This is a genomic window from Streptomyces sp. NPDC001980 (assembly GCF_040296885.1).
In the GTDB taxonomy this organism is placed as follows: Bacteria; Actinomycetota; Actinomycetes; order Streptomycetales; family Streptomycetaceae; genus Streptomyces.
On sequence record NZ_JBEOYD010000070.1, the window covers coordinates 21,107 to 34,328 of the forward strand.

A 13,222-nucleotide genomic window follows, 5' to 3' on the forward strand; every position below is an offset into this window, starting at 1 on the left:
CGGGCTCAGGTGAAGACGGCGAGGCTCTTCGCCTTGCCCTTCTGTTCCTCGACGAGTGCCAGGAGGCGGCCCTCGGGGTCGAACACGGCGACGGGGCCGGTGCCCGCGTACTCGTCGGGCATCTCCAGGCGCACGCCGTTGGTGAGCAGCCGGGCCCGCCTGTCGTCGACGTCCCAGCGGCGGAACGCGGCCCCGGCCGCCTCCGCGATCGGCATCACGGTCAGCTCCTGCTGGAGCTGGTCGAGGGTGCGCGCGGAGTCCAGCTTGTACGGCCCGACGCGGGTCCGGCGCAGCGCGGTGAGGTGGCCGCCGACGCCCAGGTCGGCGCCGAGGTCGCGGGCGAGGGCGCGGATGTAGGTGCCGGAGGAGCAGACGACGGAGACGACCAGGTCGAGGACGGGGGTGCCGTCCTCGGCGACGGCGTCCCGGACGTCGTACACGGCGAACGACGAGACGGTCACCGGGCGGGCCGGGATGTCGAAGTCCTCGCCGTCCCGGGCGCGCTTGTACGACCGGACACCGTCGATCTTGATGGCGCTGACCTTGGACGGGACCTGCATGATCGCGCCGGTCAGCTTGGCGATGCCGGTGTCGACGGCCTCGCGGGTGACCTCGGAGGCGTCGGTGGACGAGGTGAGCTCGCCCTCGGCGTCGTCCGTGATCGTGTTCTGCCCGAGGCGGATCGTCCCCAGGTACTCCTTCTCGGTCAGGGCGAGGTGGCCGAGGAGCTTGGTCGCCCTCTCGATGCCGAGGACGAGGACACCCGTGGCCATGGGGTCGAGGGTGCCGGCGTGCCCGACGCGCCGGGTGCGGGCGATGCCCCGCATCTTGGCGACGACGTCGTGCGAGGTGAAGCCCGACGGCTTGTCGACGATGACAAGGCCGTCGGGCGGGGTGGGCTTGCTGGTCATTCGGTGGCGTCGTCCGTCTCGTCGGCGTCGTCCTCGCCCGGCTTCTTGTACGGGTCGGCCTCACCGGCGTAGGCGGCGCCCGCGGAGGCCTCACGGACCTTCGCGTCGGACTGGCGCGCCCGGTCGAGGAGGTCCTCGATGTTGCGGGCGGTGTCCGGGAGGGCGTCCGCCACGAAGGCGAGGGTCGGCGTGAACTTCACGCCGGCGGCCCGGCCGACCTCGGACCGGAGGATGCCCTTGGCGCTCTCCAGACCGGCTGCGGCGGCCTTCCGCTCCTCCTCGTCGCCGTACACCGTGTAGAAGACGGTCGCCTCCCTGAGGTCACCCGTGACCCGGGTGTCCGTGATGGTGACGTGCGAACCGAGCCGCGGGTCCTTGATCCCGCGCTGCAGCTTCTGGGCCACCACCTCTCGAATGAGGTCCGCCAGCCTTTTCGCCCGCGCGTTGTCGGCCACTGGTCCGTCTCCCGTTCTTTCTTCTTGTCGTTCTCAGGTCTAGTCGTCGTCGCCGTGGAAGCGCCGTCGGACGGACAGCAGCTCCACCTCGGGGCGGCCGGCGACCAGCCGTTCGCACCGGTCGAGTACGTCGGTCAGGTGCGCGGCGTCGCCGGAGACCAGGGCAAGGCCGATGCCGGCCCTGCGATGAAGGTCCAGGTGGTCCACCTCGGCCGCGCTCACGGCGTACTTCCGCTGGAGTTCGGCGACGATCGGGCGGACGACGGAGCGCTTCTCCTTGAGCGAGTGGATGTCGCCGAGGAGGAGGTCGAAGGACAGGGTCCCCACGTACATGTATGTATCCGGTTAACCCGCCGGTACGGGATCGATGGCCCTGTCAGGAACGGTACCCCGTCCCTGCCGGGGGCTCGACCGACTTTCCCCAGCCGTCACGGGGCGCCGCCCTGGACCCCGGGCCTCCGCCCGCCCACCACCCGACTCGGTCGGCCGAACAGGCACCGCCCGAGGGGGCACCTCTTCAGCTCACCGAGTCGGGTGGTGGGTGGGCGAGGCCGGGGTCCGGGGCGGAGCCCCGTGGCGGTCACCTCTCGGCGGGAAAAGTGCCGGCCGACGGAACCGCAGTCCCGTCGGCCGGCACCAACCGCAGGCCTTACACCCGCGGCTTCTCGCGCATCTCGTACGTCGCGATGACGTCGTCGATCTTGATGTCGTTGAAGTTGCCGAGGTTGATACCGCCCTCGAACCCTTCGCGGATCTCGGTGACGTCGTCCTTGAAGCGGCGCAGGCCCTCGATGTTGAGGTTCTCCGCGATGACCTTGCCGTCGCGGATGAGGCGCGCCTTGGTGTTGCGCTTGACCTCGCCCGAGCGGATGAGGACACCGGCGATGTTGCCCAGCTTGGACGACTTGAAGACCTCGCGGATCTCCGCCGTACCGAGCTCGACCTCCTCGTACTCCGGCTTCAGCATGCCCTTCAGGGCCGCCTCGATCTCCTCGATCGCCTGGTAGATGACCGAGTAGTACCGGACGTCCACACCCTCGCGCTCGGCCATCTGCGCCGCGCGGCCGGCCGCGCGGACGTTGAAGCCGATCACGATGGCGTCGGAGCCCATCGCCAGGTCGATGTCGGACTCCGTGACCGCACCGACGCCGCGGTGCAGGACGCGGATGTCGACCTCTTCGCCGACGTCCAGCTGGAGCAGGGAGGACTCCAGGGCCTCGACGGAACCAGAAGCGTCACCCTTGATGATGAGGTTGAGCTGCTGGACCTCGCCGGCCTTGAGCACCTTGTCCAGGTCCTCCAGCGACACGCGGCGCGTGCGCTTGGCGAACGCGGCGTTGCGCTCGCGGGCGGCACGCTTCTCGGCGATCTGTCGGGCCGTACGGTCCTCTTCGACCACCAGGAAGTTGTCGCCCGCACCCGGGACGTTGGTCAGGCCCAGGACCTGGACCGGCGTCGACGGGCCGGCCTCGGCCACGTTGTTGCCGTTGTCGTCGAGCATCGCCCGGACGCGGCCGTACGCGTCGCCGACCACCATCGTGTCGCCGACCCGCAGCGTGCCTCGCTGGACGAGGACCGTCGCCACGGCACCGCGGCCGCGGTCGAGGCGGGACTCGATCGAGATGCCCTGCGCGTCCTGGGCCGGGTTGGCCCGCAGGTCGAGCGAGGCGTCCGCGGTCAGGACGACCGCTTCGAGCAGCTCGTCGATGTACAGACCCTGCTTGGCGGAGATGTCGACGAACATGGTGTCGCCGCCGTACTCCTCGGCCACCAGGCCGTACTCGGTCAGCTGACCGCGCACCTTGGTCGGGTCGGCGCCCTCGACGTCGATCTTGTTGACCGCGACGACGATCGGGACGTCGGCCGCCTTGGCGTGGTTGAGCGCCTCGACCGTCTGCGGCATGACGCCGTCGTTGGCCGCGACGACCAGGATCGCGATGTCGGTCGACTTCGCACCACGGGCACGCATGGCGGTGAACGCCTCGTGACCCGGGGTGTCGATGAAGGTGATCTTGCGCTCTTCGTCGTTGACCTCGGTCGAGACCTGGTAGGCACCGATGTGCTGGGTGATGCCGCCGGCCTCGCCCGCGATGACGTTCGTCTTGCGGATGGCGTCGAGCAGTCGGGTCTTGCCGTGGTCGACGTGACCCATGACGGTGACGACCGGCGGGCGGACCACCAGGTCCTCCTCGTCGCCCTCGTCCTCGCCGAACTCGATGTCGAAGGACTCGAGCAGCTCGCGGTCCTCCTCCTCGGGGCTGACGATCTGGACCGTGTAGTTCATCTCGCCGGCGAGGACCTCGAGGGTCGCGTCGGAGACGGACTGCGTGGCCGTGACCATCTCGCCGAGGTTCATCATGACCGCGACGAGGGACGCCGGGTTGGCGTTGATCTTCTCCGCGAAGTCGGTGAGCGACGCGCCGCGGGAGAGACGGATGGTCTCGCCGTTGCCGCGCGGCAGCATCACGCCGCCGACGCTCGGGGCCTGCATGGCCTCGTACTCCTGGCGACGCTGCCGCTTCGACTTGCGACCGCGACGCGCCGGACCGCCGGGACGGCCGAAGGCGCCCTGCGTGCCACCACGGCCGCCGGGACCGCCGGGACGTCCGCCGAAGCCGGGACGACCGCCGCCGCCACCGCCACCGGGACCGCCGCCGAAGCCGCCGCCACCGCCGCCGGGACCGGCACCGCCGGGACGACCGGCGAAGCCGCCGCCACCGCCCGGACGCGCGCCGCCACCGCCGCCGCCGGGACGACCGGCGAAGCCGCCGCCGCCACCGGGACGACCGGCGCCGCCGCCGGGACGACCCGCACCGCCGGGACCGCGACCGCCGCCACCGGGGCCGGGACGCGGGCCGGCAGCGGGACGCTGCGGCATCATGCCGGGGTTCGGACGCGGGCCCGCGGAGCCGCCGCCGGGGCGCGGACCGCCCTGCGGACGGGGCATACCGGACGGGCTCGGGCGGGAACCGCCGGGAGCCTGGGGACGCGGACCGCCGCCCTGGGCGCCGGGCGCCTGCGGACGGGGACCCGCGCCGGGGGCACCGGGGCCACCCGGGCGCGGACCGCCCTGCGGGCGCGGGGCCTGCGGGCGGGCCATGCCGGTGGAGCCACCGGACGTGAAGGGGTTGTTACCGGGGCGCGGACCGGCCGGACGGGCACCGCCCGGACGCGGGGCCTGACCACCGGGACGCGGCGCGCCCTGACCCGGACGGGCATCGCGCTGGCCGGGGGCCGGACGGCCACCGGGACGCGGGGCACCCTGGCTCGGACGGGGGCCGCCGCCCTGCGGACGCTGGCCCTGTGCGGCGGCCGGGCTCGGAGCCGCGGCGGCCGGAGGGGCCGGCGGGGCGGTGAACTCGGGCACGGCCGGAGCCGGACGCGGCGCGGGCTTCGGGCCCGGGACGGGACGCGGGCCGGAGGCGGCCGGCGCGGGGGTGACCGGGGCCGGAGCCGGGGTCGCGGGCGCCTCCGGAGCCACGGGAGCCACCGGGGCCTGCGCCTGCGGCTGCGGGGCGGCCGGACGCGGGGCGCCGGGCTTCGGCGCACCCGGACGTGCCGCCTGCGCCGGAGAGGGCGCCGCGGGCCTGGGGGCCGCCTTGCGCGGGGCGGACTTGCCGGCGGACTTGCCGTTGCCACCGCCCTGGAACGCGTCGGTCAGCTTGCGTACAACGGGCGCCTCGATCGTCGAGGACGCCGAACGGACAAATTCACCGAGTTCCTGGAGCTTGGCCATGACGACCTTGCTCTCAACCCCGAACTCCTTGGCGAGTTCGTATACCCGGACCTTAGCCACTTCGCTCCTTTTAGGTCCGGGTGCGTCCGGACCGTCGCTACTTCATGGGCGTACTCATCGCGTGCTCATCGAGTGCTCATCGCAATCTCGACCTACTTCCAACTCGCGGGGTACCAGAGCCGCACGGACGTTCCGAACGACGCTTCTTACGGTGTTACTGCTCGACGTACCGGCGCAACGCCTTTACGTCCAGCGGGCCCGGGGCGCGCAGCGCCCGCGGGAGTGCCCGGCGGCGCACCGCCTGGTCCAGACAGACCTGGGCGGGGTGTACATATGCACCCCGGCCGGGCAGCGTACCGCGAGGATCGGGGACGCATTCGTCCTCGACCGCCACGATCCGCAGCAGTTCGGTCTTGGCCGCTCGCTGCCTGCACCCCACACAGGTGCGCTCAGGGCATGCGCGGGCATGCGTCCGGCCAGACACAGCTAAGTCTACCTCCCCGAACCGACCTCACCCCTTCGGGGCAAAGATCGAACGCCCGTTGTCGTAATCCAAGCGACCTGCGGCTTGGAACTATTCCCCTCGTCCGAGTGAACCCCGGCGGGGGCCCCGCCGGGTGATCTACTCGGGCGCCTGTTCGGTGTCGGGACGGATGTCGATCCGCCAGCCGGTGAGCCGGGCGGCGAGCCGGGCGTTCTGCCCCTCTTTGCCGATCGCCAGCGACAGCTGGTAGTCCGGCACGGTCACCCGGGCGGACCGGGACGCCAGGTCCACGACCTCGACCTTGGAGACGCGGGCCGGGGACAGCGCGTTCGCCACCATCTCGGCCGGGTCGTCCGACCAGTCGACGATGTCGATCTTCTCGCCGTTCAGCTCGCCCATGACGTTGCGGACCCGGCCGCCCATGGGGCCGATACAGGCACCCTTGGCGTTCAGGCCCGAACGGGTGGAACGGACCGCGATCTTCGTACGGTGACCGGCCTCGCGGGCGATGGCGGCGATCTCGACGGACCCGTCGGCGATCTCCGGCACCTCCAGCGCGAAGAGCTTCTTCACGAGGTTCGGGTGGGTGCGGGAGAGCGTGACGGAGGGACCGCGGACGCCCTTCGCCACCCGTACGACGTACGACCGCAGCCGCATCCCGTGCGGATAGGTCTCGCCGGGGACCTGCTCCTGCACCGGCAGGATGGCCTCCAGCTTGCCGATGTCGACAAGCACGTTCTTCGGGTCGCGGCCCTGCTGGACCACTCCGGTGACGATGTCGCCCTCGCGGCCGGCGTACTCGCCGAGCGTGGCGTCGTCCTCGGCGTCGCGCAGCCGCTGCAGGATCACCTGCTTGGCGGTGGTGGCGGCGATCCGCCCGAAGTCCGACGGGGTGTCGTCGAACTCGCGCGCCTCCTGCCCCTCCTCCAGGTCCTCGGGGTCCTCCTTCGCCCACACGGTCACGTGCCCGGTGTTCCGGTCGAGCACCACGCGCGCGTGGCGGCGGCTTCCCTCGGTGCGGTGGTAGGCGATGAGGAGGGCCGACTCGATCGCCTCGACCAGCAGGTCGAAGGAGATCTCCTTCTCCCGAACCAAGCCCCGCAGGGCGCTCATGTCGATGTCCACGGCTACGCCTCCTCCTCTTCCGTCATGTCCTTCTTGTCCTTGCGGTTGAACTCGACCTGCACACGCGCCCGGTCGATCTCGGCGAACCCGAGACGGCGGGCGGTGGCCTTGCGGCCCTTGACGCCGGGCACCTCCAGGCCGATGCCCTCGTCGTCGACGTCCAGGATTCTGGCGACCAGTTCCCCGCCCTCGGCCAGCTGGAACCTGACCAGGCGGTCCACGGCGCGCAGGTAGTGCCGGTGCTCCGTGAGCAGGCGCTCCGCGCCGGGGGTGCCGACCTCCAGGGTGTACTCCCCGTTGCCCATCGCGTCCGTCTCGTCGAGCTTCGCCGAGAGCTCACGGCTCACATCGGCGATCTGGTCCAGGTCCGCCCCGGTGTCGGAGTCGACGACGACGCGCAGCACACGCTTGCGTCCGACGGAGTCCACGGCGATCTCTTCGAGATCCAGTCCCTGGGAGGTGACGAGCGGTTCCAGGAGCTCTCGCAGCCTCTCGCTCTGGGTGGTGCTCATCCGGGTGACTCCTCGGCCGCGTGTGCTGTTGTGGGATGGGTCGCGTGTCTGGTCAAAGGGTATCGGGTCGCGAGGGGTGTTGCGTGCGGGTGCCTCCGGCAGTGGGGCCGTTCGCCTACGGGGGGGTGGGGGCTCCGATGTGCGGGCGAGTGCGGGTTGTTCGTGGCTGGTCGCGCAGTTCCTCGCGCCCCTCGGGTCGGCTGTCGAGCCGGTGACATGAGTTCGAGGGGGACGCGGGTAACGTGATCACGGTCGGGTGCATGTCCGCCCGTGTGTTCGTACGAGCCCCCTTGAGGACGTCTGCCGTGTCGTTGCCCTCTCTGTTGCGCAGAAGGAGCCTGATCGTTTCGGTGGCCTCGGCTGCCGTGCTGGTGGGCTGCTCCACTGATTCGGACTCCGTCGGCAGCGGTGGGAGTACGTCGGTGTCCGCGCGGGCACGCGCGCGTGCGGCGCGGGACAGCCGGGGGCTGTTGCGGCAGTACGACGCCGTCCTCGCCCTTCATCCCGCGCTCGCGGAGCGGTTGCGGCCGTTGCGGGCGGAGGTGGCGGCGCATGCGGCGGCCTTCGAGGAGGGCACGGCCTCCCCCACGGCGACGGCCTCCCCCACGGCGACGGGCTCGCCCTCGCCCACGGCGTCCGCGTCGGCCTCGCCGACCGTGCCCGTCGACGAGAAGTCCGCGCTCGCCTCGCTGGCCGCCGCCGAACGGAGCCTTGCCGACCAGCGGGCCAAGGCGCTGCTGGACGTGCCGGGCGAACTGGCCCGGCTGCTGGCCGGGGTGGCGGCGGCCGGGGCCGGGCACGCGTACCTGCTGACGAAGGGTGACCGGTGAGCGACGAGGCAGAGGCGGGCGTCCTCAGGGCGCTCCAGGCGGCGCTGGCGGCCGAGCACGCGGCGGTGTACGGCTACGGCGTCGTCGGCGGGCACATCGGCGGGCAGCGGCTGGCCGAGGCGCGCTCGGCGTACGACGCGCACCGGGCCGGCCGGGACGCGCTGGTCCGCGAGGTACGGGACCTGGGCGGTGCGCCCGTCGCCGCGAGCGCCGCGTACGCGCTGCCGTTCGCCGTCACGGACACCGCAACGGCCGTACGGTTCGCAGCCGGGCTGGAGGAGCGGGTGGCCGACGTCTACTCCGACCTGGTCCGGGCATCCTCCGGCGAGCGGCGCGGCTCGGCGGCCGCGGCGCTGCGGGAGGCCGCGGTGCGGGCGGTGCGCTGGAGCGGGGAGAGCGTAGCCTTCCCTGGGCTCGCCGAGCGGGCGGGTTCCGGGGCGGCGGCCGGTGGGTCGGCCTCGCCCTCGATCCCGGCTTCGGCAACTCCCTAGAGCCCAAGAGACCCAGAGCCCCAGAGCCCTAGAGCAGGAAAGGAACGGACTCGCGTATGGCTTTCGAACCGCCGCGGCGCCTGGTGAGGGCGCTCGGTGAGACGGCGCCGGACGGTGACGAGTGGCTGGAGAAGCTGCCGGGTGCGGTGGAACAGGCTGTCGCGCTACGCGAGTTGACCGTGGAGCGGGTGCAGGTGCCGGGCGGCCGCAGCAGTGTGGTGCTGCTGGTGCGGCGGGCGGACGACACGCCTGCCGTGCTGAAGCTGGCGCCGCGGCGGGCCCGGCCGGAGAGCGAGGCGGCGGCGCTGGCGCACTGGGGCGGGCTCGGTGCGGTGCAGGTGCTGGAGGCCGACGGGCCGGCGGGGGTGCTGCTGCTGGAGCGGCTGCATCCGGAGGTGTCGGTACGGTCGCTGCCCGAGGCGAAGGCGTTGCTGGAGGCGGCGGGGACGCTCCGGCGGCTCTGGGTGCCACCGCCGCAGGAGCACGTCTTCGAGACCGTGACCGAGCGGACGGGGCGGCAGGCCGCGGCGATGGCCTGGGCGGCGGGTGACGCCGAGGTGGCGCCGTTGGTGGCGGCGGCGGTCGCGGCCCGGGAGGAGTTGGTGACCGCGCCGCCCGAGCAAGGGCTGCTGCACGGCACGTTCCGGCAGAGCAAGGTGCTGGCCGGGGAGCGGATGCCGTGGCTGGCGGTGGGGCCGGATCCGGTGGTCGGGGAGTGTGCGTTCGATCTGGCGCGGCTGGTGCGGGACCGGGTGGAGGATCTGATCGCCTCGCCGTCCGGGGCGTCCATCACCCGGCGGCGGATCAAGCGGCTCGCGGAGTCCTTGGAGGTCGACCAGGAGCGGCTGCGGGGGTGGACCCTGTTCCGGGCGGTGGAGTCGGGGGTGCGAGCCCTCCGGGTGGGGCGGCCGAAGGACGGGGAGCTGTTGCTCGAATTCGCCGGGTGGGTTTAGGACGAAGTGTTCGGGGGGCTTCGGTTGCCTCCGGGCCGCGGGTGCGTTGTGGCTGGTCGCGCCCACGCGGCGGAGCCGCACATCAGATACAGCCCCGCGCCCCCAGGGGATTACTCCTCCCTCAGTTTCAAGGCCAGGACAGGGCAGTCGGCGGCTGCTCTGCGGGCTCGTTTCCTCGTGCGTGGGGGTATTGGACGGCCGTCGACCAGCGGGTAGCCCCATTCGTCCAGGGTGATGTGCTCCGGGAGGAGTTCCGCGCACAGGCCGTGGCCCTGGCAGGAGGTCCAGTCGATGGTTATGTGCTGGTCCATGTCAGATCCGTTCCGCCGGTACGGGCAGCAGCGGGGTGTGGTCGGTCGCTGTGCAGTGGCCGTGGGCGTGGGCGTCGAGTTCGGTGGCGAAGGTGGTGAGGGCGCTGCGGACCAGGCGGACGGTGCCGTCGGGGTGGTGGCAGGCGCCCCGGCCCGCCACCAGGCCCGCCCAGCGGGAGAGGTCCGTGCGGGCGGTGCCCTGGAGGCCGGGGGTGGCCAGGGTCTGGAAGGCGGCGGCCATGCGCGGGAGGCCGTTGAGGCAGGGGCCGCACTGGCCGGCCGACTGCAGCGCCAGGTAGCGGAGGACTCGCGCGGTTTCGGCCGGGCCGCAGCGGTCGGCGGGCAGTGCGGCCAGCACGCCTGCGCCCAAGTAGGCGGAGGAGAGCGGGACCTGGGCGGCCTCGGCGGCCGGGATCCAGGTGCCGTGGTAGCCGCCGATCAGGGCCGCCGACATACCTTCCAGAGGGAGGAGGCGGCCGACGGACATGCCGAACGGGGCTTCCACGACCCGGACTTCGCGGCCCGGTACGTGCAGGGTGCAGAGGGTGCTGCCCGGTTCGGCGGGGGTGCCTGCCGAGCGGAACCAGTCGGCGCCGTAGCGGGCGATCAGGGCCAGGTGGGCCAGGGTCTCGACGTTCTGGACCAGGGTGGGGGCGCGGCGCACCCCGCGTGCGCGGACCGGCGGTTCCGGGTGGGTGGGGCGGGCGGGGCCGCCGGAGAGGTACTGGGCCAGGGCCGAGGCCTGGCCGGAGAGGAAGCCGGCCGGCAGGCGTACGACCTGCACGCGCACCGGGTCGTGGCGCTGGGCGAGGGCCGACTCCAGGTAGGAGGCGCCGTCCTCGACGGCGAGGTACGCCTCCGCCGCGCCGACCGCCTCGGCCGCCAGCTGCAGCCCGTCCAGGACCAGATGGGGCGACAGCCGGAGCAGGGTCCGGTCCTTGTGGCTGGCCGGCTCGCTCTCCGCGCCGTTCGCGACGACGACCGGTGCGCGCTCGCCGCGGCGGGCCGCGTCGGTGACCGCGACGAACTTGCGGTACGCCGGGAAGCCGGCCCCGCCGCGTCCGGTGAGCCCGGATTCGGCCAGGGTGCGCAGGAGGGCCGCCGGATCGCCGTACGCGAGGGGGCCGTAGCGCTGTTCGTGCGTGGTGAGGTCGGCCGGGGTGCCGCCGGGGGCCAGCAGGCGCGGGGCCATGTAGACGTCGGTGCAGAGCGTGGTCATCAGTGGGCCCCTTCGGTGTGCAGGAGTGCGGCGGGGGTCCGGCGGGCGGCACGGACGGCCTGGGCGGCGCGCAGGGCGAAGGCGGTGACCACCGTCGCCACGCAGGTGACGGTCAGCCAGGTCATCCAGTCGGTGCCGGCGTCCGTGCCGATGCCGATGCCGTGGATGAGGGCGACCGGCCAGGATGCGTACGCCAGCCAGTGCACGGCCCGCCAGGTGCGGTGACCGAGCCGGTCCCGCAGGAGGCTGGTGACCAGGACCGCGAGCAGCAGGTCGAGGGCGACCGTGCCGAGGCCGAGCCAGAGCGGCTGGTAGTCGGAGGCGAAGGGGACGAGGGCGTCGAGGGGGCTGATGCTGACGTAGCCGTCGACGACCGCGGTGGTGATGTGCAGGGCCAGGAAGGCGGTGGCGGAGAGGGAGAGCGTGCGGTGCAGGCTCATCGTGCCGAAGCGCGGCAGGCCGGGGAGGCGGGTGCGCAGGCGGACGGCGATGCCGAGGAGGACGACCACCGTGAAGAGGACCAGGCAGACGGCGCCGGTGGCCCGGTTGGCGTACCAGAGGGTTTCGGAGGTCATGCCGCCGCCTCCAGCGCCGGGCGGGGGGCGGGCCAGCCGGGCGTGGTGACGACGGTGCCGTGGTGCGCGACCAGGCGGGCGGGCAGGCCGAGGCGGGTCAGCCAGCGTTCCGCGCCCGCGCCCTTGACCAGGGCCGCCGTGGTCGCCGCGTTGGCGTCGGCGCAGTCGGCCGCGGCCACCGAGACCGTGCGCCACGGGGAGCGCACCGGCAGCCCGGTGCGCGGGTCGACGATGTGGTGGAGGTCGTAGCCGCCGCGCTGCCAGCGGCGGGCGCCGGTGCCGGAGGTGGCGAGGCCGCCGGAGCGCAGGCCGACGGTGTCGTACGACCCCTGCGCGGGGGTCTCGTCCACCGGTCCGGTGATGTCCTGGACGCGGATCTGCCAGCCGCCCGCCGGGGGCTCGCCGGCGACGGCGGTGTCGCCGCCGAGGCTCACCAGCACCCCGCAGCCGGCCGTGTCGGCCAGCAGCCGCGCGGCCCGGTCGGCGGCCCAGGCCTTGGCCGTCGCGCCCAGGTCGAGGCGGACACCCCCGGGGACGGTGACCGTGCCGGTCTCGCGGTCCAGGGTGACCTTCCGCCAGCCCGGGGCACGGCGCACCCGCAGGGAGACCGGGCGGTCGTCCTCACGGACGAGGGTGAAGTCGCGGTCGTAGCCGATCGCGTCCATCGCCGAGCCGACGGTCGGATCCACCGCGCCGTCCGTCGCCTCGGCCGCGCGCAGGGCGACGGCGAGGGCCTCGGCGAGCAGCGGGCTGACCCGGACCGGGCGGCCGTGGGCGGTGTCGAGGGCGGCGAGTTCGGAGTCGGTGCGGAACCTGCTGCAGGCCGCGTCGACCTCGGCGAGCTGCCGGGCGAGGAGCAGGTTGCAGGAGTCCAGCAGGGCCGGATCGGTGACGACCAGGCGGACGGTGGTGCCGAGGGCACGCCAGTCGGCGGCGGCCGTCGGCCGCGGGGCGCGGGCGCCGGTCATGACGCCCCCGAGGTGGCGTCGGTGGAGCTCGATCCGCTGCCGGAGGTGAGCCCGCCGGAGGAGGACTGGAGGTCCGAGGAGGACGAGCTGGAGGAGCTGGACGAGCTGGAGGAGTTGGACGAGCTGGAGGAGCTGGACGAGCCGGATGAGTCGGTCGACTTGGAGGACGAGGAACTGCCCGTGTCCGACGTCGAGTTGGAGCCGTTTCCGGAGCTGCTGGAGCTCGACGTCGTACCGCTGCCGCTGCTCGCCGTCGTCTCGGCGTCCGACTGCATCGTGCCGACCAGGGCGAACACCCCGGCCGCCGCGGCGAGCGTGACCGCCGCCGCCAGGGCCGCCGTGCGCCGGGTCCCCCGGCGGACCGCCGCGGCCGCGCCCCTCTCCCGCCGGTCCCCCGGCTCCCTGCCGTGCACTCTTTCGGTCATGGCCGATCCCCTCCTGCGTGACTCTCTGTCACGCATTACGTTCGGGTATCGGCCTGAGAGAAGTCTGTGAGGCTCCCATACGGGGCGGAAGAACTGTCTGAGACGTTCCTGAAAAGCCGCGGCGGCCCCCGGTGTGTCACCGGGGCACCTGCGCCACCTGCGCCTCCTTGAGCCGGCCGAACGTGGACGCAGCGTAGACCCCGGAAGGGTGTCCGCCGGAAGAGGGC

General features: G+C 73.1%; 15 protein-coding genes. 4 read left to right on the plus strand and 11 right to left on the minus strand.

The genetic code is table 11. The features are described from left to right. Window positions 1-5 precede the first annotated feature (5 nt). The 7 genes from truB to rimP all read right to left on the minus strand — a co-directional run bounded on the left by truB (window position 6) and on the right by rimP (window position 7,223). Complete coding sequence (truB, locus tag ABT137_RS48375; protein WP_351719884.1) at window positions 6-911, minus strand: tRNA pseudouridine(55) synthase TruB; 906 nt, start codon at window positions 909-911, stop codon at window positions 6-8. Then, window positions 908-1,366, minus strand: coding sequence for a 30S ribosome-binding factor RbfA (gene rbfA, locus ABT137_RS48380; RefSeq protein WP_351719886.1), 459 nt, complete (start codon window positions 1,364-1,366; stop codon window positions 908-910). Before rbfA ends, truB begins: the two co-directional genes overlap by 4 nt. Window positions 1,367-1,405: 39 nt before the next feature. After that, window positions 1,406-1,699, minus strand: coding sequence for a DUF503 domain-containing protein (locus ABT137_RS48385; RefSeq protein WP_351719888.1), 294 nt, complete (start codon window positions 1,697-1,699; stop codon window positions 1,406-1,408). Window positions 1,700-2,015: 316 nt separating this feature from the next. Next, window positions 2,016-5,162, minus strand: a complete 3,147-nt coding sequence (gene infB, locus ABT137_RS48390) for a translation initiation factor IF-2 (protein ID WP_351719890.1) — start codon at window positions 5,160-5,162, stop codon at window positions 2,016-2,018. A gap of 154 nt (window positions 5,163-5,316) precedes the next feature. Continuing rightward, window positions 5,317-5,586, minus strand: a complete 270-nt coding sequence (locus ABT137_RS48395; RefSeq protein ID WP_294004377.1) for a YlxR family protein — start codon at window positions 5,584-5,586, stop codon at window positions 5,317-5,319. A 138-nt stretch (window positions 5,587-5,724) separates the two neighbouring features. Next, the gene (nusA, locus tag ABT137_RS48400; protein ID WP_351719893.1) at window positions 5,725-6,711 is read right to left on the minus strand and encodes a transcription termination factor NusA; all 987 of its coding nucleotides are present in this window, start codon (window positions 6,709-6,711) and stop codon (window positions 5,725-5,727) included. 2 nt (window positions 6,712-6,713) lie between these two features. Further along, a complete protein-coding gene (gene rimP / locus ABT137_RS48405; RefSeq protein ID WP_351719895.1) occupies window positions 6,714-7,223 on the minus strand; it encodes a ribosome maturation factor RimP in 510 nt (169 codons plus the stop codon). 260 nt (window positions 7,224-7,483) lie between these two features. On the opposite strand from rimP, the gene ABT137_RS48410 reads away from it, so the two are divergent. The 3 genes from ABT137_RS48410 to ABT137_RS48420 are packed head-to-tail and all read left to right on the plus strand — an operon-like array spanning window position 7,484 to window position 9,497. Next, window positions 7,484-8,053: a hypothetical protein gene (locus ABT137_RS48410; protein WP_351719898.1), complete on the plus strand. Its 570-nt coding sequence runs from the start codon at window positions 7,484-7,486 to the stop codon at window positions 8,051-8,053. Then, complete coding sequence (locus tag ABT137_RS48415) at window positions 8,050-8,544, plus strand: ferritin-like domain-containing protein (protein ID WP_351719901.1); 495 nt, start codon at window positions 8,050-8,052, stop codon at window positions 8,542-8,544. Before ABT137_RS48410 ends, ABT137_RS48415 begins: the two co-directional genes overlap by 4 nt. 56 nt (window positions 8,545-8,600) lie before the next feature. Continuing rightward, window positions 8,601-9,497: an aminoglycoside phosphotransferase family protein gene (locus tag ABT137_RS48420; protein ID WP_351719903.1), complete on the plus strand. Its 897-nt coding sequence runs from the start codon at window positions 8,601-8,603 to the stop codon at window positions 9,495-9,497. A 110-nt stretch (window positions 9,498-9,607) separates the two neighbouring features. Here the strand turns inward: ABT137_RS48420 and ABT137_RS48425 are convergent, their stop codons facing one another. Genes ABT137_RS48425 through ABT137_RS48440 form a run of 4 tightly spaced genes read right to left on the minus strand, consistent with a single transcriptional unit; the run spans window position 9,608 to window position 12,570 of the window. Then, the gene (locus ABT137_RS48425; RefSeq protein WP_351719906.1) at window positions 9,608-9,808 is read right to left on the minus strand and encodes a ferredoxin; all 201 of its coding nucleotides are present in this window, start codon (window positions 9,806-9,808) and stop codon (window positions 9,608-9,610) included. A gap of 1 nt (window position 9,809) precedes the next feature. Beyond that, complete coding sequence (locus ABT137_RS48430; protein ID WP_351719908.1) at window positions 9,810-11,027, minus strand: NADH-ubiquinone oxidoreductase-F iron-sulfur binding region domain-containing protein; 1,218 nt, start codon at window positions 11,025-11,027, stop codon at window positions 9,810-9,812. Then, the gene (locus ABT137_RS48435; protein ID WP_351719910.1) at window positions 11,027-11,602 is read right to left on the minus strand and encodes a ferric reductase-like transmembrane domain-containing protein; all 576 of its coding nucleotides are present in this window, start codon (window positions 11,600-11,602) and stop codon (window positions 11,027-11,029) included. The genes ABT137_RS48430 and ABT137_RS48435 overlap by 1 nt, the downstream gene beginning before the upstream one ends. After that, window positions 11,599-12,570 (minus strand): FAD:protein FMN transferase, encoded by a 972-nt coding sequence (locus tag ABT137_RS48440; protein ID WP_351719912.1) that lies wholly within the window; start codon window positions 12,568-12,570, stop codon window positions 11,599-11,601. The genes ABT137_RS48435 and ABT137_RS48440 overlap by 4 nt, the downstream gene beginning before the upstream one ends. Window positions 12,571-12,591: 21 nt before the next feature. Between ABT137_RS48440 and ABT137_RS48445 the strand changes: the two genes are divergently transcribed. After that, the gene (locus ABT137_RS48445; RefSeq protein WP_351719914.1) at window positions 12,592-13,065 is read left to right on the plus strand and encodes a hypothetical protein; all 474 of its coding nucleotides are present in this window, start codon (window positions 12,592-12,594) and stop codon (window positions 13,063-13,065) included. Window positions 13,066-13,222: the final 157 nt, after the last annotated feature.

Excerpts from the sequence above, each read along its gene's own strand:
- ABT137_RS48425 (WP_351719906.1), bottom strand. The coding sequence starts at position 9,808 with ATGGACCAGCACATAACCATCGACTGGACCTCCTGCCAGGGCCACGGC.
- ABT137_RS48430 (WP_351719908.1), bottom strand. The coding sequence starts at position 11,027 with ATGACCACGCTCTGCACCGACGTCTACATGGCCCCGCGCCTGCTGGCC.
- ABT137_RS48420 (WP_351719903.1), top strand. The coding sequence starts at position 8,601 with ATGGCTTTCGAACCGCCGCGGCGCCTGGTGAGGGCGCTCGGTGAGACG.
- ABT137_RS48385 (WP_351719888.1), bottom strand. The coding sequence starts at position 1,699 with ATGTACGTGGGGACCCTGTCCTTCGACCTCCTCCTCGGCGACATCCAC.
- ABT137_RS48435 (WP_351719910.1), bottom strand. The coding sequence starts at position 11,602 with ATGACCTCCGAAACCCTCTGGTACGCCAACCGGGCCACCGGCGCCGTC.
- ABT137_RS48410 (WP_351719898.1), top strand. The coding sequence starts at position 7,484 with ATGTCCGCCCGTGTGTTCGTACGAGCCCCCTTGAGGACGTCTGCCGTG.
- ABT137_RS48440 (WP_351719912.1), bottom strand. The coding sequence starts at position 12,570 with ATGACCGGCGCCCGCGCCCCGCGGCCGACGGCCGCCGCCGACTGGCGT.
- rimP (WP_351719895.1), bottom strand. The coding sequence starts at position 7,223 with ATGAGCACCACCCAGAGCGAGAGGCTGCGAGAGCTCCTGGAACCGCTC.
- truB (WP_351719884.1), bottom strand. The coding sequence starts at position 911 with ATGACCAGCAAGCCCACCCCGCCCGACGGCCTTGTCATCGTCGACAAG.